The organism is Nocardiopsis suaedae (assembly GCF_027706745.1).
Classification (GTDB): Bacteria; Actinomycetota; Actinomycetes; order Streptosporangiales; family Streptosporangiaceae; genus Nocardiopsis_A; species Nocardiopsis_A suaedae.
Map to the genome: position 1 here is coordinate 127,699 of NZ_JAQFWP010000007.1, position 18,955 is coordinate 146,653.

At 71.6% G+C, this 18,955-nt stretch carries 18 protein-coding genes; 9 read left to right on the top strand and 9 right to left on the bottom strand.

Features of this window, described 5'->3' with window-relative positions; genetic code table 11:
* Nucleotides 1-81 precede the first annotated feature (81 nt).
* From O4U47_RS05950 to O4U47_RS05960, 3 genes are read right to left on the bottom strand one after another with little or no spacing between them, the layout of a single operon-like run.
* Nucleotides 82-813: a cupin domain-containing protein gene (locus tag O4U47_RS05950; protein ID WP_270676534.1), complete on the bottom strand. Its 732-nt coding sequence runs from the start codon at nt 811-813 to the stop codon at nt 82-84.
* The gene (locus O4U47_RS05955) at nt 810-1,715 is read right to left on the bottom strand and encodes a DUF6807 domain-containing protein (RefSeq protein WP_270676535.1); all 906 of its coding nucleotides are present in this window, start codon (nt 1,713-1,715) and stop codon (nt 810-812) included. Before O4U47_RS05955 ends, O4U47_RS05950 begins: the two co-directional genes overlap by 4 nt.
* The gene (locus O4U47_RS05960; RefSeq protein WP_270676537.1) at nt 1,708-2,835 is read right to left on the bottom strand and encodes a Gfo/Idh/MocA family protein; all 1,128 of its coding nucleotides are present in this window, start codon (nt 2,833-2,835) and stop codon (nt 1,708-1,710) included. Before O4U47_RS05960 ends, O4U47_RS05955 begins: the two co-directional genes overlap by 8 nt.
* Nucleotides 2,836-2,988: 153 nt before the next feature.
* Here O4U47_RS05960 and O4U47_RS05965 point away from each other — a divergent pair, with 153 nt between their 5' ends.
* From O4U47_RS05965 to O4U47_RS05975, 3 genes are all read left to right on the top strand, one after another.
* Nucleotides 2,989-4,023 carry a LacI family DNA-binding transcriptional regulator gene (locus tag O4U47_RS05965; RefSeq protein WP_270676538.1) on the top strand — a complete coding sequence of 345 codons (1,035 nt, stop codon included), beginning with the start codon at nt 2,989-2,991 and terminating at the stop codon, nt 4,021-4,023.
* Between the two features lie 19 nt (nt 4,024-4,042).
* Complete coding sequence (locus O4U47_RS05970; RefSeq protein ID WP_270676539.1) at nt 4,043-4,783, top strand: class I SAM-dependent methyltransferase; 741 nt, start codon at nt 4,043-4,045, stop codon at nt 4,781-4,783.
* An 85-nt stretch (nt 4,784-4,868) separates the two neighbouring features.
* On the top strand, nt 4,869-5,888 hold the full coding sequence (locus tag O4U47_RS05975; protein ID WP_270676541.1) for an SDR family oxidoreductase: 1,020 nt from the start codon (nt 4,869-4,871) through the stop codon (nt 5,886-5,888).
* Nucleotides 5,889-6,027: 139 nt separating this feature from the next.
* Here O4U47_RS05975 and O4U47_RS05980 read toward each other — a convergent pair whose 3' ends face one another.
* Both O4U47_RS05980 and O4U47_RS05985 read right to left on the bottom strand, forming a co-directional pair.
* Nucleotides 6,028-6,984 (bottom strand): diacylglycerol/lipid kinase family protein, encoded by a 957-nt coding sequence (locus O4U47_RS05980; RefSeq protein ID WP_270676542.1) that lies wholly within the window; start codon nt 6,982-6,984, stop codon nt 6,028-6,030.
* Nucleotides 6,985-7,205: 221 nt separating this feature from the next.
* Nucleotides 7,206-7,847: a CPBP family intramembrane glutamic endopeptidase gene (locus O4U47_RS05985; protein WP_270676543.1), complete on the bottom strand. Its 642-nt coding sequence runs from the start codon at nt 7,845-7,847 to the stop codon at nt 7,206-7,208.
* Nucleotides 7,848-8,275: 428 nt separating this feature from the next.
* Here O4U47_RS05985 and O4U47_RS05990 point away from each other — a divergent pair, with 428 nt between their 5' ends.
* A complete protein-coding gene (locus O4U47_RS05990) occupies nt 8,276-8,818 on the top strand; it encodes an Imm21 family immunity protein (protein WP_270676544.1) in 543 nt (180 codons plus the stop codon).
* Between the two features lie 121 nt (nt 8,819-8,939).
* On the opposite strand, the gene O4U47_RS05995 is transcribed toward O4U47_RS05990, so the two are convergent.
* Nucleotides 8,940-9,377, bottom strand: a complete 438-nt coding sequence (locus O4U47_RS05995) for a hypothetical protein (protein WP_270676546.1) — start codon at nt 9,375-9,377, stop codon at nt 8,940-8,942.
* 213 nt (nt 9,378-9,590) lie between these two features.
* Here O4U47_RS05995 and O4U47_RS06000 point away from each other — a divergent pair, with 213 nt between their 5' ends.
* A complete protein-coding gene (locus tag O4U47_RS06000) occupies nt 9,591-10,064 on the top strand; it encodes a C40 family peptidase (protein WP_270676548.1) in 474 nt (157 codons plus the stop codon).
* Between the two features lie 281 nt (nt 10,065-10,345).
* Here O4U47_RS06000 and O4U47_RS06005 read toward each other — a convergent pair whose 3' ends face one another.
* On the bottom strand, nt 10,346-10,636 hold the full coding sequence (locus O4U47_RS06005; protein WP_270676549.1) for a hypothetical protein: 291 nt from the start codon (nt 10,634-10,636) through the stop codon (nt 10,346-10,348).
* A gap of 409 nt (nt 10,637-11,045) precedes the next feature.
* On the opposite strand from O4U47_RS06005, the gene O4U47_RS06010 reads away from it, so the two are divergent.
* Complete coding sequence (locus tag O4U47_RS06010; RefSeq protein WP_270676550.1) at nt 11,046-11,294, top strand: Scr1 family TA system antitoxin-like transcriptional regulator; 249 nt, start codon at nt 11,046-11,048, stop codon at nt 11,292-11,294.
* A gap of 90 nt (nt 11,295-11,384) precedes the next feature.
* Complete coding sequence (locus tag O4U47_RS06015) at nt 11,385-12,749, top strand: pentapeptide repeat-containing protein (RefSeq protein WP_270676551.1); 1,365 nt, start codon at nt 11,385-11,387, stop codon at nt 12,747-12,749.
* A 209-nt stretch (nt 12,750-12,958) separates the two neighbouring features.
* Here the strand turns inward: O4U47_RS06015 and O4U47_RS06020 are convergent, their stop codons facing one another.
* The gene (locus tag O4U47_RS06020; RefSeq protein ID WP_270676552.1) at nt 12,959-13,300 is read right to left on the bottom strand and encodes a histone-like nucleoid-structuring protein Lsr2; all 342 of its coding nucleotides are present in this window, start codon (nt 13,298-13,300) and stop codon (nt 12,959-12,961) included.
* A 936-nt stretch (nt 13,301-14,236) separates the two neighbouring features.
* Here O4U47_RS06020 and O4U47_RS06025 point away from each other — a divergent pair.
* A complete protein-coding gene (locus tag O4U47_RS06025) occupies nt 14,237-15,529 on the top strand; it encodes a tyrosine-type recombinase/integrase (RefSeq protein ID WP_270676559.1) in 1,293 nt (430 codons plus the stop codon).
* Here O4U47_RS06025 and O4U47_RS06030 read toward each other — a convergent pair.
* Entirely contained in the window at nt 15,526-17,826 is a 2,301-nt protein-coding gene (locus O4U47_RS06030; protein WP_270676553.1) for an FdhF/YdeP family oxidoreductase, read from the bottom strand. The genes O4U47_RS06025 and O4U47_RS06030 overlap by 4 nt on opposite strands.
* 358 nt (nt 17,827-18,184) lie before the next feature.
* Between O4U47_RS06030 and O4U47_RS06035 the strand changes: the two genes are divergently transcribed.
* Entirely contained in the window at nt 18,185-18,856 is a 672-nt protein-coding gene (locus tag O4U47_RS06035) for a GntR family transcriptional regulator (protein WP_270676554.1), read from the top strand.
* The last annotated feature ends 99 nt before the right edge of the window (nt 18,857-18,955 follow it).

The following is an 18,955-nucleotide window of genomic DNA, read 5'->3' on the forward strand; positions in this document are numbered from 1 at the left end:
CCGCCTCACCTCCCCCGTGAGCGGGACCGTCGCGGTCCCCCTCCCGCTGCCCCGAGCGGGCCAGGACATGCGCGCGGGCGCTTATCCCCCGCCTTCCCGAGGGCGCCACGTGCTCAGCCTCCCGCACATGCCGAAGTGCCGGGGGCCGGGCAACGGCTCGGTGCGCACCACGGCCGCCTCCTCCATGAGCCCCGGGTCGCCCTCGGCGAGGGACGCCAACTGGAGGCCTGTCCGCTCCGCCTCCCGTTGCGCGCCCTCGCGCCAGATCCGCTGCCATTCGGCCACGCGGGGGCGCACCAGCTCCGCAGCCGACCGGTGGAACCGGCGGAGCGCGTCCCCGCCCTCCCGCAGCACCGATGCGCGCAGTTCCCTGTAGCCCTCCAGGGCGAGGTCCCTGCGGGCCCTGGCCGCGGCGGCGCGTTCCTCCTCCGGGGCACCCTGGGGGAGGCGCGCCGCCGCTTCGTAGGCGTCGCCATCGGCCAGGACCCTGTCAGGGAACGTGAACACCGCGTCCCCGGCCTCGGGCAGCCCTGAGTTCTGCATGACGACGATGATCTCCAGGCCGCCGGAGTTCACCAGCCGGTGCACGGTCCCCGGGGTGAACCACAGGAGGGTCCCGGGCTCCAAGGCGTCGGCCGTGGCGCCCTCAGGCGTGAGCGTGTGCACCTCACCGCTCCCCGCGACCACGATGTAGGCCTCCGACGAGGCGGTGTGCGTGTGGGGCGTGCCCCCGTGGAGGCCGTCCTCGGCCTGCCAGTCGTAGACCTCGAGCCTGCTGGCGGCGACCGCCCCGGGGAACGGTGGCGTGCTCATGGCGCGTACTCCTCGGCGAGTCGATGGGCCTCCTCGGCGGTGCACTCCCGGTCGGCGACGACGATCCGGTGCCACAGGCGCAGGGCCTCGCCGGGCTCCAGGAAGAGCGGCTCGTCGAAGGCGGGGGAGGGGCAGAACGCCGGGAAGGCCTCCGAGCGCGCGAACCACCGGATCGGGACCGCGCCGCTCGTCGTCCCGGCGAAGGCGAGCACGGTGGCGCCGCCGTCGACCTCGTCGTGGCGGCCGGCGAAGGCGACCCACTCCGAACGGGTCCCCATCACCGCGTCCCCGCGGTCCCCCGCCTCGCTGTACACGCTGCACCCGGTCCAGGCCCGCGGCCCGCGCCAGAACAGGCCCGTATACCCTGCGGCCGGGCGGCCGTGCGTGGTCGGGCTGCCCAGTTCCAGCGCCGTGTCCCGGACGTTGGTCAGCGACGTCGCGAAGTCCAGCGCCCAGGTCCCGCGGCGCGTGTCGACCCCGTGGAAGCGGTGCGTGCGCTCCTCGGCGAGCCACCGCCGCCCGGTGGAGGCGGTCCAGGACAGGTGCTCGGTGAACACGGCCCCGCCCTCGCCCCCGCCGAGCTCCTCGAACCGCTCATGGGCGATGGTGCCCAGGTTGTCGAGCCGCACGTAGCCCTGGCCGTGTACGTAGGTGGGGCCGCCCCAGAAGTTCTGCCCCGACACGTGCGACCAGGTCATCTGCAGGCCCTTGTGCCAGCGGTGGTCCCAGGGCCGCACCGCCGTGACCGGGGCGCCGCCCAGGGTGCGCAGCGGGTGCAGGTAGGGCTTGGGGGCCTCCGCGGCGGGGGCCCCGGGGTCCAGGACGTAGCGGGCGATCTCGGTCCCCGCGGCCGTGACGGACAGGGCGCCGCCGTCCCGGGCGGCCTTCGGCTGTTCAGGCACCGGTGCGCACCTCCAGGGCGGAGGCGGCCGCGGCGGGGTCGCCTCCGTGCATCGCGTGGTAGAAAGCGCTTTCTGGGCCGAGCCGCGAACGGCGCACCGTGCCGCCGCCCAGCGCCGACCGGTACATCCCGGCGATGAGCTCCAGGACCCGCCGCCCGTCGCGGCCGCTCGCCGGGGGCCGCTCCCCGCGCTCCATCGCGTCCAGGAGCGCCTCCAACTGCGCCCGGTGCGAGCTGGGCACGTCCTCATCCGGCGGCCAGGAGGCGGCCGCGGCCGCCCCCTCCGGGTGCGGGGCGGGCGTCCACCGCCAGTGCCCGTTGCCGTAGCCGTACAGGTGCTCCAGCTCCACCGTGGCGTGCTCGAAGTCCAGGCGCAGGTAGCTGGTCTCCCGAGGGGAGAGCAGGCTGTTGGCGACCGACACCGTCGCGCCGGAGGCGAAGCGGACGACCGCCATCGCCACGTCCTCGGTCTCGGTCGCCCGCGCCGCGGTGGACATCACGGCCGTCACCTCCGTCCAGTCCCCGAGCAGGGACAGCGCCAGGTCCATCTGGTGGATGCCGTGGCCCAGGGTCGGGCCGCCGCCCTCGGTCTCCCAGCGGCCGCGCCAGGGCGCCTCGAAGTAGGCGGGGGAGCGGTACCAGAGCGTGTTGCACACCCCCACCAGGGGGCGTCCGAGGGTGCCGTCGGCGATGCGCCGCCGCAGGTGCTCGGCGCCGGAGCCGAACCGGTGCTGGAACACATAGGAGGCGAACGGGCCGTCCGCCCCCTCGTGCCGCATCACCGCGTCGTACTCGGCCAGGGACAGCGCGGGCGGCTTCTCGCACCACACCCAGGCGCCGCTGTCCAGGCTCGCGGCCGCCGCCTCCCGGTGCGCGGCGGGCGGGGCGCAGACGAGGACGAGGTCGGGGGCCTCGGCGGCGAGCATGGCGTCCAGGGCGGTGTAGCGCCCGGGGACGCCCCACTCGGCGGCGGTCGCGGCCAGCAGCGCCTCGTCCGGCTCGACGAGGGCGACCGCCTCCACCCGGCCGGGCAGGGCGGCGAGCGCGGGCAGGTGCCGTCCGCGGGCGATGCCGCCGCACCCGACGACGGCCGCGCGGATCGGTGGACGGGGTCGGGACACGGGGCCTCCTCGGGGGCCGGCCGAAAAGGTGAACGTTCACCATGGTGTCGCGGTTAACCTAGTGATCGTTCACAAAAGCCGTCAAGGCGGGTCCCGCGCCCGGAGCCGGACACGGATCGGGAGTCCGGGCCGGGGACACGGATCGGGGGCACGATGGGCGCGTCCGGCGCACCGCACCGCAGGCCGACCATGAAGGAGGTGGCCCGCGCGGCGGGGGTCTCGCACCAGACCGTCTCGCGCTACCTGCGCTTCGAGGGGGCCGGGCTCAAGGAGGCCACCCGGGAGCGGGTGGCCGCCGCGGTCGAGGAGCTGGGGTACCGCCCCGACCCCATCGCCCGCTCGATGCGCACCCGCCGCACCGGGCGCCTGGCGGTCCTGCTGCCCGGCGTGGGCGCCTCCGGGCCGGGGCGCACACTGGTCGGCGCCGTGGCCGCCGCCCGCGCCGCCGGGTACGCCGCCGAGGTGCTCAGCGTCGGGGGCGGCGCGCGGGAGCGGGCCGAGCGTCTGGCCGAGCTGGCCGGATCCGGACAGGTCGAGGGCGTGCTGTCGCTGGCGCCGACCGCGCTCGGCGCGGCCCCGCCGCCCCCGGGCGAGGCGGCCGTGGTCGTCTCCGCGGACTACGACGACCGCATGCGCGGCATCGGTGCGCCGGCCGACGGGGCACCGGTCGCCGACCTGGTGGCGGGCCTGGCCGCGGGAGGGCACCGGCGGTTCCTGCACGTGGCGGGGGACCAGGGGTTCGCCTCGGCGCGCGGGCGCCGGCGGGCCTACCTGGAGATCGTCGAGCGCCTGGGCCTGGAGTCGCACGGCGTCGCCGACGGCGACTGGTCGGCCGAGTCCGGGCGCGCGGCCGTGCGCGACCTGCCCGAGGGCTCCGGCGTGACCGCCGTCATCGCGGGCAACGACGTGGTCGCCGCCGGGGCGGTGCGCGGCGCCCTGGAGCGCGGCTGGAGCGTGCCCGGCGACATCAGCGTGACCGGCTGGGACGATGACCCTGTGGCCGCCTACCTCTCCCCGGCCCTGACCACGGTCGCCGTCGACCTGGAACGGGTCGGGGCGCGCGCCATGGAACGCCTGATCGCCGCGGTGCACGGGCGCGAGGCCGAGGAGCCGTGCGAGCCGCTCACCCGGGTCGTCTGGCGCGAGTCGACCGGCCCCGCGCCGCGTGTGCGGCGCGGCGGCGAATGACCGATCGACAGGAGGCGACGTGTCGGCCGCGCATCAAAAGGAGATCGGGGACGCCTTCGGGAAGGCCCTTCTCGATTGCTGGCGGGGCGGGGCGCGCCCCGGGCTCGTGGACGAGGTGGTCGAACGCGACGACGGGACCGTCTCGCGGTCCGACATCACCAAGTACTTCACCGCCCCGGCCGACATGGCGGGTCCCGACCGGGAGGTCCTGGAGGCGGCGCACGGGCGCACGCTGGATGTGGGGTGCGGTGCCGGACGCCACCTGACCGCCCTGCGCGAGGCGGGCGTCTCCGCCGTGGGGATGGACGCCTCACCGGGCGCGGTGGAGGTGGCGCGCGCCCGCGGATGCGACGCCGTCGTCGCCGACGCGTCGCGGCCTCCCGACGGCCCCTTCGACACGATCGTGCTGCTCGGGGCGAACCTGGGGCTCCTGGCCGACGCGGACCGGGCGCCCGGGGTGTTGCGGGCGCTGGCGGCCCGCGCCCGTCCGGGGGCACGGCTCTTCGGAACCGGCCTCGACCCCTATCACGACGCGGAGCGGCACCGCGCCTACCACGCGTCCAACAGGCGCAGGGGGCGCATGCCGGGCCAGGTGCGCATGCGCGTCCACCACGGTGACCTGGTCACCGACTGGTTCGACTACCTGCACTCCAGCCCCGACGAGCTGGCGGGCTTCACCGCGGGCACACCGTGGACCGTCACCGGGATCCGCCGCGACGGCGCCCACTACCTGGCCGTGCTCGCACTCGCGGACGAGTGAACGGGGCGTGAGTCCCGGGCCGGTCCGGGTAGCGGACGGGGGAGAGCGGGGCATGCGCCGCCGACGAGCGCGAAAGGGGGCGGGCATGGCACACCGCAGAGGGGTCGCCGTGGTCACCGGGGCGAGCGCGGGCGTGGGGCGGGAGACCGCCCGGCGGCTCGCGGACGAGGGATGGGACGTGGGCCTGATCGCCCGCGGCGACGCGGGACTGGACGGCGCGGCCCACGACGTCCGCGCGGCCGGGCGCAGCGCCCTCCCCGTCGTCGCGGACACCTCCCGGGAGAAGGCGGTCGAGCGTGCGGCCGACCGGGTCACCGAGGAGCTCGGACCGATCGACGTGTGGGTCAACAACGCCATGGTGACCCTGCTGTCCCCGGTCGTGGACGCCGAGGCGGACGAGTACAGGCGCGTCACCGAGGTCTGCTACCTGGGCTACGTCCATGGCACCCGCGCCGCGCTGCGCCGGATGCGGCCGCGGGACCGCGGCGTGATCGTCCAGGTCGGATCGGCGCTGGCGTTCCGCGGCATCCCGCTGCAGTCGGCCTACTGCGCCGCCAAGCACGCGGTGCGCGGGTTCACCGGGGCGCTGCGCGCCGAACTCGCCCACGAGCGGTCGGGGGTGCGCGTCACCGAGGTGCACCTGCCCGCGGTGAACACGCCCCAGTTCGGCTGGATGCGCACCCGGACCCGGGGCCGCCCCCGGCCGGTCGCCCCGGTCTTCGACCCGGCGGTGGCCGCACGGGCGATCGCGCACGCGGTGCGGCACCCGCGGCACCGCGGCTACCTGGTCGGGGCCTCGACCGTCGGCACGGTGGCCGCCTCCCGCCTGGCGCCTCACCTGGTGGACCTGCGCCTGGGGCGCACGGGCTTCGCCGCCCAGCAGCGCCGGACGCCGGTGCGCCCGGACCGCGGCGACAACCTGTTCTCCCCGCTGGACACCGGCGGCCCGGAGGCCGACCGGGGGGCGCGTGGGCCGGTCGACGCCGAGGCGCGCTCCCGCAGCCTCCAGGCGTGGGCGGACCGCCACCGGGGAGCCCTGGCGTCCGCCGTCCTCCTGGGGGCGGCGGCCACGGCCGCAGCCGTCGCCGTCCGCCGCCGCCTCTAGGGTGTGTTCATTGGAGGCTTCTCGATCAGCGAGCGTCGTTCGGGCCCCCGCTGCGCGATGATCGCGAAGCGGCGCAGTAGGGGCGTGGTCGCGAGCCGAAAATGATCCAAGAAACACGCCCTAGCCCGGATCCGGGCGGTCAGCGGGTGTGGAAGACGGCCAGGCGGCCGCGGTGCTTGTGGAAGCGGAGCGTGGCCGGGGCGGGGGCGGTCTCCCCGTCGCAGGCCACCCGCAACTCGGCGGCTTCGGCGGTGATGGTGATCCAGGGCGTGCGCCAGTGCTTGTAGCCGCTCGCCGGACCCCAGTCGCCCAGCACGAGGGCGAGCCCTCCGCGCAGCCGCCGGAACGGGCGCCGCGCCCGCAGGACGCGTACGTCGAGCATGCCGTCGTCCAGCCGTTCGCGGCGTGCGGGCAGCAACGCGCGGGTGCGGTGGCGGCCGTTGCCGACGAACACCCACCAGGCGTGGTAGGTGTGCCCGTGGACGGCGATGTCCACGGGGTCGGCCTCGCTCATGGCGCGCCAGGCGGCCACCACCAGCGACGGCCAGGTGCCCATGCGCGGGCGGAGTTGTTCCCGCAGGTCGAAGAGGCGGGCTTGGACCCCGAACGAGGCCGTGTTCAGGAAGATCCGGCCGTCCACCTCCCCGACGTCCACCCCGCCCAGCCGTTGCCGCCGGTAGGCGCGCACCGCGTCGTCCACCGTCGCCAGGCCGAGGGTGGCGGCGAAGTTGTTCAGCGTCCCGCCCGGCAGCGGGAGCAGCGGGCGGCCATGGCGGAGCGCGGCGGCCGCCCCGGCCCGAACGGTGCCGTCCCCGCCGAGTACGCCCAGCACCCGGCACCGCTCGGCGGCATCGTCCAGCAGGTCGGCCAGGTCCTCCAGGGCTTCCGGGCGGCGGATCTCGGCGGCGGGCAGCTGCTCGCGGAGCCGGTCGACCGGCGTCGGGCCGCCCCGGGCCGAGGCCGGGCCGTCGCCCGCGCCGGCGTTGACCACGATGACGAGCCCTCGCCCGGTCGCGTCGACATCGGGGGAGGCGGCCGGGGCGGTGCTCAGCCCCCGATCGGGTCGGCGCCGCGACGCCGTCAAGCGCCAGGCCACCAGTCCCGCGACCGCGCCCGCCGCGGCCCACGACGCAGCCCGCCGTACCGCGCCGGGCCGGCGCGATCCGCTTCGCCGCTTCACATCCTCACCCTCCCGGCGCGATGACGACCAGGTCCATTTCACATTCACAGTACGCCGGAATCGGACACGCGCATCGTGGGCCGTCGCCGACCCGCGGAGGCCGTCCCGGCCCATTGCGGGGTGGGCTGCTCTTCGCCCTACAACCCAGGCCACGCCCCGTAAACGGACACCACGGTGATCACGGCTGCGGTGTTCCACAGAGCGTGGGCCACCATGGTCGTCGTGAGGCGGCGTGTCAGGAGGAACAGGCCCGTGTAGACCAGGCCGGCGAGGACGATGGCGGCGGCATCGGGGGCCGAGGCGGGCAGGTGCAGGGCCGCGAACAGCAGGACGGATACCACCGCCGCCCCGTACAGGGCCGCCCGCCGGTGGACGAAGGACTTCGGCAGCGCGCCCATGAGGAGGCCGCGGAAGTAGAGCTCCTCGGCCAGGCCGCCCCCGACCACGCCGAGCACCAGCGTCGCGGTCAGGGCCGCGACACCTGCCGAGGCGTTGGTGAGGACCTCCTCGACCCCCGGATTCTGAGCGCCGCCCGCGAGCGGGATCAGCACACCGAACTCGACCAGCAGGCGCGGAGGCACGGTCGCGGCCCCCAGGAGCGCGTCCCGGACCCAGTGCCGCGAGGTCAGGCCGACGTCGGCGGACGACAGGGACCGCCGGCGCAGCCACCAGAACACGAGTACGGCCGCCGAGGCGAGCTCGACGAGGGCCACCGCGACCAGCGCCATGGGCGGGGGCGAGCCCCGGACCAGCAGCCCGAGGGCCAGCGGCGGGACCACGAAGCAGAGGACGGCCCCCGCCAGAAAGTACGCTGACGCGCGGACGGGGGCGGGGGGCGGCGCCGGATCGGCCAATGGAGTCTCCGCGGCTCAGAGGGGCGGAAAGCGATTCTATCGGCGGGCGAAAGGCTGAGCCGTGTTCCTTTTGGCGGTGCAAGTCACAGTTTCGTACCGCCCTGGGATCAGCAGCGGACCATCAGTGAGAACGTCGGTGGCCGCCGCACCGTCACCGGCGCCGTCAACGGCCCGGGGGAGGAAGGATCCCCATCCCCTGCGGGGCGAACCCACGGTGGGCGTGACGGTGTGCGCCGGTCGTCCCGGGGGTGGTGTAGGCAAGGGGCGGGACAGATCTGGCCCGCCGGGTACCCCCAGGAGGTTCGTGGGTGGACAAGGAACAGTCGTCTGAGGTTTGTTCCTCTCTTGCGTGGGTGGAGTCATTGGGCGGTGCGTTGGTCGTCGTCCCTGTGTCGGCACTGGCCGCGTGGAGCGGCGGCACGGCGACCGGGGTCCTCATGGGAGGGGACGTCCCGGACGACTACGACCGGGCCTGTGCGGTGGACGGCCCGGCCGGGGTGCTCCCCGTGGGCAACGGCGGCGTGAGGGCGCTGGTCCTGGGCGACGAGCCCGACACCAGCTGCTACCTGGCCGGGCACCGGGCCTTCCTGCGCTGGCTGGCCGCCGATTCCGAGTCCGACCTGAAAAGCGCGGCTGAGGATGTGTTGGCCGATCCGGCCACGAGGTGGGACGCGTGCGGCACCTGGGTGACGGACGGTCCGGCCGTGCTCATGGACGCTGCCGTGCCGGGGGCGGAGTTGAACGAGGCGTACCCCGACGGAGGGATGCCCGAGCAGGCCCCCGTGTCCTTACAGCCTGGCCGGTGGCGGGTGCGGGCGGTCCGGACGTGGGCGGATCCGCGCACCTGTGTCGGGTTGGTGCAGTTCCTGCCCGCTGGTGCCGGAGAGGTGTCTTGAGGTGGGCGGCCTGAACGGGGAGGCGGTGGCGTGGTTGTCAGGATCGGCGCCCGTCCTCCGGAGAGAACGGGCGCTTCGTCGTCCTCTGCTCAGGCCCGTGCGGCCTTGAGGGGGATGGGGCCTACCACCAGGAGGTGCGGTTTGGGGTGGACGAGCATTTGTATTGGACGGACGTAAGAATGCAGGCGCGGAAGGCGCGGGCGCTGTTCGACGACGTGCGATAGCCGTAAGTCCACCCGATCGAGGCGCCCTTGATGTGGTGCACGGACGAGACATCGGGGATGCGGTCCCCGTTGGTGCCGATCTCGAACAGCACGGCGTGGCCGTTTTTGGAGTTCACGACGCGCCCCCAGCCGTACTGGTGCCCCTGAGAGGTGCCGTACCTGACCTGGGCGGTCCCGAGGGTCCACTGGAGGCGCAAGGTCACCGGTGCCCGCAGCGCCCGCACTACGCTCTGCCCGAGAGACACCAGCGGCGGCGGACCCCCGGAGCGACCCTGGTCGGCGACGCCGCCCACCTGCAGGCGCGCAGCGGTGAAGGAGTCAACCGGGCCATGCACCTCGTAGGGACCTTCGGCGACGCCGTCCCCGACAGCCTCCTCAGCCTCCTCGCGCCGATCCCCGGCCGCCGGGAAGACCGCTGAACCGGCGGCTTCCCTCCCGTCATCCCCCAGGTGCGGATGCTATGGAAGGCCCGCCGTGCATCCACCGGTTGGGCACAATCTAGGGTGTTCTCGTGTGAAACAAGGACCCAACCGGTGACGAAGGGGCCCATGGAACACCCCCTGAATCCTTCCACCGCCCGGCGCACGCCCGTCCGCCTGCTCTGTGCCGTGCTCCTCGCCCTGTTCCTCCCGCTGTCGGCCACCGCGACGGCACACGCCTCGACGCCTGAACAAGGGGAGGCGGCGGTGGCGTTCGCGCGCGAACAGATCGGTAAGCCGTACGTCTGGGGAGCGACGGGACCCGACGCCTGGGACGCTTCCGGTCTGACGCAGGGTGCCTGGCGCGAGGCCGGTATCGAGATCCCCCGCACGACCTACGACCAGGCCGACCTGCCCGACAAGGTCCAGCGCGACGAGCTGCGCCCCGGTGACATCCTGGTCTTCTACAACGGGGGACACGTGGCCCTGTACACCGGCGAGGACCGGATGGTGCACGCCTCTACCGTGAGCCGCCCCGTGCACGAACTGCAGCTGAACGACTACTGGTGGTCCAATCTGACCTCGGCGGTACGCCCCGACTGAGCACGGAGCGGAGGAGCCTCTGCCGAGCCACGATGGGCTCGGTAGGGGCCCGTCGCCGACGGACCCGTACCGATCAGAGGCCAAACGCGGCTGGTGCAGGAACGGGCCCTCCGGAGCGAAGGCCCGCGCCCTGTTCACCGCTGTGGAGAACGCGCACGGGATCGTCTCGGCCGGGGCGTGCATCAGCCCCAAACTGGAACGCGCCGCGCTTGTCGCCCATGCACTCGGCATCTCCTGCCGTCTCCACGCCGACTCCGGCAAGCCAACCTGCGTTGCGTTGATTAGTCGGTGTCCTTGACATACAGCTGCCACTCCGGGCCGCCCTCCCAGTAGTGACAGGCATAGATGTCGTAGACGTAGGGCGCTGCATCGGCGGTAACCAGCTGCCCCATCGCATCGCATTCGCCATGGGTGTCGAAGCTCATGAAGAATTCCCAGTGGCCCTGTACAGAGGCACTGGACTCCACTGTCGGCGACCGGTCGGTCTCCTGGATGTCTGCTTGTGCTGCCGACGCCGAACCGGCGAGACCGAAGGTTGCAAGCGCAGCAATGGTGAGTATTCGTATACGCATGGGACTCCTCCTTGCCCTGAATCTGATCTTGGCGCTCCATGCAGAACGCAAAGGCAGTGGTGTGATGGAGAGCTCTGTACTTGCAGGCTTCGGCGCGGGAGGAAACGGTCGGGGACCGGAGTCTTCCTGGCCCCTGCAACTACGAAGCTTTCCTTCATGCTGGCCGGACTCGACGAAGGAAAGCAACAGTCACGCCTGTCCGCGTGTGGCCATCCGTTCCCTGAGGTGCCCTTGACCGTGGCTGGGCCGAGGAGTAAGCCCACGACCATTCCTCTCGCGATCCGCCGCGCCAGGCGCAGCTTCGAGTAAGCGCAGACCCGGACAAATATGGCGCACCACTCGGGTGCAGCTTACACAACGTAACCATAAGCACCGCCAATAGCTCAAAAGGGGCGCGACAAGCAGGGCCATGTCGCTGCCCAACGTAAGCCTGGGCATGGTCCCCATGCGCGCCGCCCGGTCCAGGATGCCGGTGGAGGGGGTCTGGGTCTTCGACTCCGGCCAGGTCAACGTCGAGCTGGTCTCGGGCTGCCTCACCATCACTCAGCCCAGCGAGATCGCGATGTACGCCGACACCTTCGCCGAACTGGCAGCGCTGGCGCTCTACGGCGAGAGAGCACGAGCATTGATTACAACCGCCCAGGAATGCCTGGAGTAAGCGGTCCCGGGCCTCGCCTCGGCTGGGAGGCGCCTGGCCGAATTCGGTCTTCTCGTGATTGTCGGCGCGGTCGCCTCTAAGGTGTCGGCGATGAAGTTCCCGTCCCCCCGCCAGAAGACCGCCATCGCCCTGGCCGCCGTGGCGCTGCCCACGCTCACCATCGCCGCATGGCCCATAGGTCCGATCCTCTGGGGCGCGCTGCCCGACGGCTTCCCCGCGGTGCGTCTGCTCCTGGGAGCGGCGGCGTTCGCGGCGCTGCTGACGGCCGTGGCCTTGTTCCGGGGAGCCGGGCTGTGGTGGCTCATCACCGCCGCTTGGGCAGGCGCGATCGCTCTGGTCGCCACGCTGGGTTTCGCCGCCTGGCTCGTACTCGGATCACCCGGCCTGGAGGAGGTCCCGCGGCTCTCCCCGAAGGCGCTGGACGCGATCGCCACGCGCGCCTTCGCCGTGGTCGCCGGCCTGGGCGGTGTCGCCCTGCTGGTGATCGCCTACCGCCGCCAGCGCACCACCGAGCGCGGAGAGCTCCGGGAAACCACGCGGCTGTTCGCCGAGCGATTCACCGCCGCCAGTGAACAACTCGGCAGCGAGCGGCCCGCCGTGCGCCTGGCAGGAGTCCACGCCCTGGCCCACCTCGCCGACGGCGCGCCGTCCGATCACGAGGTGCAGATGGTCATCGATGTGCTCTGCGCCTACCTGCGCATGCCCTACCAGCCCGCCGCAACGGACCTCCCAGAGGATGTACCGCCTGAGGAGCGGGAGAAGCACCGGGAGAAGAACCGGGCACAGAGGTTGGACTTCGATGCGATGCGGGAGGTACGCCACACGATCATCCGCATCATCGGCAACCACCTGCGTGAAGACACCCGCTGGCGCGGCAAGGACTATGACTTCACCGGCGTCGCCTTCGATGGCGGCGACCTGAGAAGGGCAATGTTCCCCGGCGGGTCGGTGTCCTTCCGCGGTGCCCAGTTCTGCGGTGGTCTGGTGTCCTTCGGCAATACCCGGTTCAGCGGCGGTCCGGTCTCCTTCGGCGGTGCCCGGTTCTCCGGGGGGCAGGTGTCCTTCAGCAACGCCGACTTCAGGGGTGGGAAGGTGTCCTTCGGCCATGTCGATTTCTCCGGCGGAGGGGTGTCCTTCGGCAGTGTCGATTTCTCTGGCGGCGAGGTGTCCTTCGGTGGTGCCGAGTTCAGCGGCAGCCTGGTGTACTTCGGTGATGCCCGGTTCAGCGGCAGCCTGGTGTCCTTCAACAATGTCGAGTTCAGCGGTGGCGAGGTGTACTTCGGCGGTTCCCGGTTCACCGAGGGCACGGTGAACTTCGTTCTGGCTAGGGGGACGGCGCCCACAGAGCTCCTAGCCGCTGCTGATGAAGGCGAGCCTGGAGTGGTGGACTTACCTGCATCGTGGATTCACCGTGAAGAGCCCGATGTCCACGTCACCTCCGAACACGACACCTAGAGGCCGCGAGGGGCGGGTTCCGCGGACTGCGTGAGAATCCGCCCACCGCTGGTCGGCCGCCGGGGCCCGCACAGTTCGCAGATCCGGTTCTTCCAAGGGGAGCGGCCGGTGGAGCCCGTGTGCGATGCGCATGTCCTTGACCGCGCACGACGTCCCCAGGCTCTGCGGCTGGGGCGCCCCCGGCCGGTGAGGGCGCCCCTTGGCAGGCCTCAGCGACCGGTGGCGGCCTCGTACTCGGCGACGATGGTGGCCGGGATGCGCCCGCGCTCGTTCACCTGCTTGCCCTGCTGTTTGGCCCATGCCCGGATCTCGGCGCTGCGTTCACGGTCGGGGCCTTGGCGCTTCGCCTGGCGGGTGGATCCCCGTGCGGGCTTGTTCTGAGCCTTGCGCGCGGCGCCGACGAACTCCTGGAGTGCCTTGCGTAGTTTGTCGGCGTTCTCCGTGGTGAGGTCGATCTCGAAGTTCTTGCCGTCGAGACCGAACTGGATGGTCTCGTCCGCCTCGGTGCCGTCGAGGTCGTCGATCAGCTCTACTTTGACTTTCTGAGCCATGGTTTCCCCCTGTTGATCAGCTCTCTTATTCGAAAAGTATCATGTGTTCCGGTCGCAGGCGCAATTCACCGGGGCACGGACGTGGCGGCCGGTGCTTAGCGGCACCCGTCCGGGACGCTCGGTTGCGAAGCGATTCGGTGGAGTTGCATATCCCTCACCTTCGTGGAGAGAGCAGACTTGGCAGCGCACTAGTCTGCTCGCCAGACAGCCCTGCGGTAGCGAGCGAAGCGCCCGTTCTCTACACGCACCCTGCCCATCGGTCCTCGGGATGGCTTCCAGGCGCGGTTGGGAATCTCACCGCAAGGTAGGTAAGTGCCCTAGCCGGTAGACCCGGCGAGTACCTTCTTCGCCCACCTCCGGTTGGTGACGGGGACTCCGTACAGCTCGCAGATCCGCCGTTCTGAGGGGATCGTCCGGTTGAGGCCGCGGGCGATTCGAAGGTCCTCGACCGCGCGTGCGAGGACGTCGGGGGCCTTGGCGTTGGCAGGGTCTACAGCGGGCGGGCCGTGGCTCTCAGGGGCGAGCGGTGCGCCCGTAGTCCGCCCCTCATCCTTCGTGGTCTTCCTGGAGGCTTGCGCCTTCTGAAGAGCCCGCTGCTGCTCCTGCTGTTCGCCGGCGGCGCGGGCTCCCGGATGATGGTGTCGACACGCCCGGCGGCCTCGCGGATGCGGAAGCCCTTGCGCAGGCGGACCGCCACATCGGCCGGGACACGCCAAGACCAGAACGGGCCGAACTCACGGCGCAGGCGCCTGGCCGCCTCCAGGCGGACCATGTGGGGTTCGAGTGCCTCTTCCCGGTCGGACGGGAGGCCTGGGGGTCCAGGCCTACAAGATCGGCCGGCACTTGCGGTTCCGGGCCTCTGAGGTTCGCGAATGGCTGGCTGGCCGGGCTATCTGATGTAACGGGACCGAGAAGGAGGATTCGTCCTTGGCGAAGGTGGTGAAATCGTGCGGATGCGCCAAGTCACTGAAGGGAGAGTCGGCGAAGAGGAAGAAGTGGCACAAATGCTCCCATGCGTGGGTCGCTAAGTGGCGCAACAGCAGGGACGGCAACCGCCTGGTGCAGCTCACGTTCCCCGAGGATCCTGCCGAAGGAGAGACGGCGTACAAGCGCGCCGAGCGGTGCGCCTCTCTAGCGGAACACGAGAACATGTGTGGGCGGACGGCGACCCGGGAGCGGGTCAGACGCCTCCTTGCGGGCATCGATGACACTCTGGTCTCCACGTCCCAGGGGCTGACCTTCGGGAACTGGGCGGAGAAGGTGGTGAAGAACAAGTCCATCGCGCTTCGCAAGGCCAGCCTGATGCAGTACCGGAGCATTCTCCGGCGAACAAAGGTCCGGTTCGGGTCCTACGAGCTCGAAGAGATCGACAAGGAGATGATCCAGGGGTACATCTACGACCTCACGGAGCGGGAAAGGCTGTCACCCTACTACGTCCTCGGGATCTACATCTTCCTGGCGATCGTCTTCAAGGAGGCGGTCCTCAACGAGAAGATCAACCGCACGCCCTGTGTCGACATCGCCCTTCCCAAGACGGAGAAGCAGCGGTTCTTCATCAAACCCACGCTCGCGGAGCTGGAGGTCATCTGCGAGGAGGTCAACCCGCGCTACCGCGTCGCCGTGTGGCTCATGCACGGGCTCGGACTGCGGATCGGGGAAGCCCTCGGCGCTTCCCAGCTCGACATCCTCGGCGGCGGCGACACCTTCCGAGCCCAACGGCAGATCACCCAGCGCGGGGAGATCGCTCCTCTCAAGCATCGCGAGTGGGGCCAGTTCCGGGACATACCCATGACCCGGTTCACCCATCAGAAAATCCAGGAGCACATTGAGGAGTTCGGCGTCGAAGAGGACGGGCGCCTGATTCGTGGGGTCAAGAGCCCTCTGCCGAGCCACGACGGGCTCCGGGACGGGATCGTCCGGGGCCTGCTCCAGACTGAGCTGCCGCCGACGATGCGGCCGCACGACCTACGTCACGCGTGGGTCAGCGACCTTCTCGCCGGCGGCGTGCCCATCACCGAGGTGTCGCGGTGGACGGGCCACGTCCACGTGACGACTACGCAGCGTATCTATGGGCACGAGGTGCCCAGCTCCCTGAACCAGGGCCGGATGTTCCTGGAACACCGCTACGAGTCCCTGGTGGCCGGGAAGGACCCGGCAAAAGTTGGTTTTAGTTGGGCTACCCCTCCCAGTGGGGACCCGGAGCACGGGGTTCCGGGCCTCGCGGCCTAGAGTCCGGAATCCGCTTCGAAGCGGACCACAATGGACTTGGAAGTGGGCGTGTTCGACACGTCCGCGGTGGAGTCCAGCGGCACCAGCACGTTGGTCTCCGGGTAGTACGCGGCGGCGGAACCCCTGGCAGTGGGGTACTCCACCACCAGGAAGTGGGGTGCGCGGCGCTCCACGCCGTCCTCCCACTCGCTCACCAGGTCCACATACTCACCGGCCTTTAGGCCGAGCTCGGCGCGGTCCTCAGGGTTGACCAGAACGACCCTTCGACCGCCCTTCACACCCCGGTACCGGTCGTCCAACCCGTAGATCGTGGTGTTGAACTGGTCGTGCGAGCGCAGCGTCTGCAGCAGCAGGCGGCCCTCGGGCACCTCCGGGGCCGACAGGCCGTTGCTGGTGAAGTTGGCCTTGCCCGTCGCGGTGGGGAACGTCCGGCTGTCCCGGGGCGCGTGCGGCAGGCGGAAGCCGCCCGGGCGCCGCACGCGCTCGTTGTAGTCGTCGAACCCCGGCACCACCCGCTCGATGCTCTCCCGGATCCGGTCGTAGTCGGCGAACTCCTCCCACGGCACGGCCTCGTCCTCGCCCAGCAGGCGGGCGGCGAGTCCGCGCACGATGTCGACCTCCGAGCGCATGTCCGCCGACAGCGGCTCCACCCGGCCGCGCGAGGCGTGCACCTCGCCCATGGAGTCCTCGACGCTGACGAACCGCTCCGCGCCCTCGTGCACGTCCAGGTCGGTGCGCCCGAGCGCCGGCAGGATCAGCGCGTGCTCCCCCGTCACCGCGTGCGACCGGTTGAGCTTCGTTGACACCTGCACCGTCAGGCGGCACCGCCGCATGGCCTCCTCTGTCGCCGCGGTGTCGGGCGTGGCCGCCGCGAAGTTGCCGCCCATGGCGAAGAACACCTTGGCGCGCCCGTCGCGCATCGCCCGGATGGCGTCGACCGTGTCCGCCCCGTGCTCGCGCGGGGGCTCGAACCCGAACTCGTCGCGGAGCGCGTCCAGGAACTCCGCGGGCGGGCGCTCCCAGATGCCCATGGTCCGGTCGCCCTGGACGTTGCTGTGCCCGCGCACCGGGCACACCCCCGCCCCCTCGCGGCCCACGTTGCCCCGCAGCAGCAGGAAGTTGACGACCTCCCGGATGGTGGGCACCGAGTTGCGGTGCTGGGTCAGGCCCATCGCCCAGCAGACCACGATCTTCTGGGAGGCCAGCACCATCGCCGCCGCCTCCTCGACCTCGTCGCGGCCCAGCCCGGTGGCGGCGCCGACGCGCCGCCAGAACTCGTCCTCGCCGTGGTCGAGGAGGGCCTTGGCGTAGGCGTCGAAGCCGTGGGTGTGCTCGGCGATGAAGTCGTGGTCGAGCACCCCGCCCCTCTCCTCGTCGATCTGCAGCAGCAGCCGGTTCAGCGCGCTGAACAGGGCCAGGTCCCCGCCGACCTTGACCTGCAGGAACAGGTCGGTCAGCATGGTCCCCGACCCGACGATGCCGCGCGCGGTCTGCGGGTTGCGGAACCGCTGCAGCCCCGCCTCCGGCAGCGGGTTGACCGTCATGATGCGCGCCCCCGCCTGCTTGGCCTTCTCCAGCGCGGTGAGCATGCGGGGGTGGTTGGTGCCGGGGTTCTGCCCGGCGACGATGATCAGGTCGGCCCGGTAGAGGTCGTCGAGCTTGACGCTGCCCTTGCCGACGCCCAGCGTCTCGGTCAGGGCCGACCCCGACGACTCGTGGCACATGTTCGAGCAGTCCGGCAGGTTGTTGGTGCCGAACCGGCGCGCGAGCAGCTGGTAGAGGAACGCGGCCTCGTTGCTGGTGCGCCCGGAGGTGTAGAACAGGGCCTCGTCCGGCGAGTCCAGCCCCTTGAGCTCGTCGGCGATGAGGGCGAAGGCCTCGTCCCACCCGATGGGCGCGTAGTGGTCGGCGCCGGGCGCGGCGTACACGGGCCCGGTGATGCGCCCCTGCTGTCCGAGCCAGTACCCGCTGCGCCCGGCGAGGTCGGTGATGGAGTGCTCGGCGAAGAAGCCGGCGCCCACCGCGCGGCGGGTCGACTCCTCGGCCACGGCCTTGGCGCCGTTCTCGCAGAACTCGGCGGGGTGGCGGTGGTCGGGCTCGGGCCAGGCGCAGCCCGGGCAGTCGAACCCCTTCTTCTGGTTGACGGCGGTCAGCGTCAGCAGGCCGCGCTTGGCCCCCGACTGCTGCCCGACGATCTTCATGCTGTTGGCGATCGCGGGGATCCCCACGGCCGAGCGCTTGGGCTCGGACACGCTGGGGGCGTCCTGGCGCGGATCGTCGATGGGCGGATTGGACATGGCGGCCCCCTGAGGTACAGCTGGCGGTGCTGTTCGTTTCCATTTTTCCAGGCCGGGCGCACGTTGATCATGGCGGATCGGCACGTCGGCGGTGCGGGTGCGCCGCAGCCCCCGGCGTCCCGCCCCCTGCGCGCGGCCCGGCCCGGGGCGGGCACGGGTGCGCGCGCACGCGAGGCTACGCCCCCGGGGAAGGGGTGCCACCTGGCCGAACGGGCGGCTCGGCCCGGCCGAACGGACGGGCCAGGCCGCGGGCCGCCCGGACCGGCGGCGGCCCCCGCGGCGGTGCCCTGCGCGAACGCGGTACCGTCGTCGCGCTCTCGCCGACGACTGATGTTTCACATTGGCCTATCATGGCCCCATGCTCGATACCGAAGGCGGAGCCGCGAAGAAGTCCCCGAGGAAGAAGAAATCGTCACTTTCGGCGACCGCCTACTTCGCGATTCGCGACATGCTGGTCACGACCCGCATCCCGCCCGGTGCTCCCGTGCACGAGGAAGAGCTGACGCGCACGCTCGGAGTGGGGCGCACCCCCGTGCGCGAAGCGATCAAGCGGCTCGAATCGGAAAGGCTCGTGAAGGTCTATCCCCGGCGCGGCGTATTCGCCACCGAGGTGCAGTTGTCCGACCTTTCCCTGCTCACCGAGGTCCGTGCCCCGCTCGAAGGCGAGGCCGCCTTTCAGACGGCCCGGCGGGCGACCGACCGGCAGCGCGCCGACCTGCGCGACCTGCGGGACGGGGCGGCCGACTACGGGCGCGGCGCCGAGGCGCAGATGGTGTTCGACAGCCGGGTGCACCGGGCGGTATACGAGTGCTCCCACAACACCTACCTGGAGGCCACCCTCACGCTCTATTACAACCTGATGCTGAGGATCTGGTACCTCTACATCGACCGCCTTCCCGGAGTGACCGACCATGTCGGCGAACTCGTGCCCCTCTTGGAGACGATGATCGACGGCGAGGACGAGCGCGCCCGGGAACTCGCGGTCGAACACATCCGGGGATTCGAGAAGGCGGTCCTCTCCGTATTGTGAAGTAATGCCTTAACAGGTGGCGCCGGACGGGTGGTGCCGGTCACGGCCCGCATTCCGGGGGGAATGAATCGTGGTCCGATCAGCGGGAGCCGCGCGGCG

Bases quoted from the DNA above. Each gene is read 5' to 3' on its own strand.
- O4U47_RS05950 (WP_270676534.1), bottom strand. From the start codon at position 813: ATGAGCACGCCACCGTTCCCCGGGGCGGTCGCCGCCAGCAGGCTCGAG.
- O4U47_RS05965 (WP_270676538.1), top strand. From the start codon at position 2,989: ATGGGCGCGTCCGGCGCACCGCACCGCAGGCCGACCATGAAGGAGGTG.
- O4U47_RS05975 (WP_270676541.1), top strand. From the start codon at position 4,869: ATGGCACACCGCAGAGGGGTCGCCGTGGTCACCGGGGCGAGCGCGGGC.
- O4U47_RS06000 (WP_270676548.1), top strand. From the start codon at position 9,591: ATGGAACACCCCCTGAATCCTTCCACCGCCCGGCGCACGCCCGTCCGC.
- O4U47_RS06005 (WP_270676549.1), bottom strand. From the start codon at position 10,636: ATGCGTATACGAATACTCACCATTGCTGCGCTTGCAACCTTCGGTCTC.
- O4U47_RS06010 (WP_270676550.1), top strand. From the start codon at position 11,046: ATGTCGCTGCCCAACGTAAGCCTGGGCATGGTCCCCATGCGCGCCGCC.
- O4U47_RS06015 (WP_270676551.1), top strand. From the start codon at position 11,385: ATGAAGTTCCCGTCCCCCCGCCAGAAGACCGCCATCGCCCTGGCCGCC.
- O4U47_RS06020 (WP_270676552.1), bottom strand. From the start codon at position 13,300: ATGGCTCAGAAAGTCAAAGTAGAGCTGATCGACGACCTCGACGGCACC.
- O4U47_RS06030 (WP_270676553.1), bottom strand. From the start codon at position 17,826: ATGTCCAATCCGCCCATCGACGATCCGCGCCAGGACGCCCCCAGCGTG.
- O4U47_RS06035 (WP_270676554.1), top strand. From the start codon at position 18,185: ATGCTCGATACCGAAGGCGGAGCCGCGAAGAAGTCCCCGAGGAAGAAG.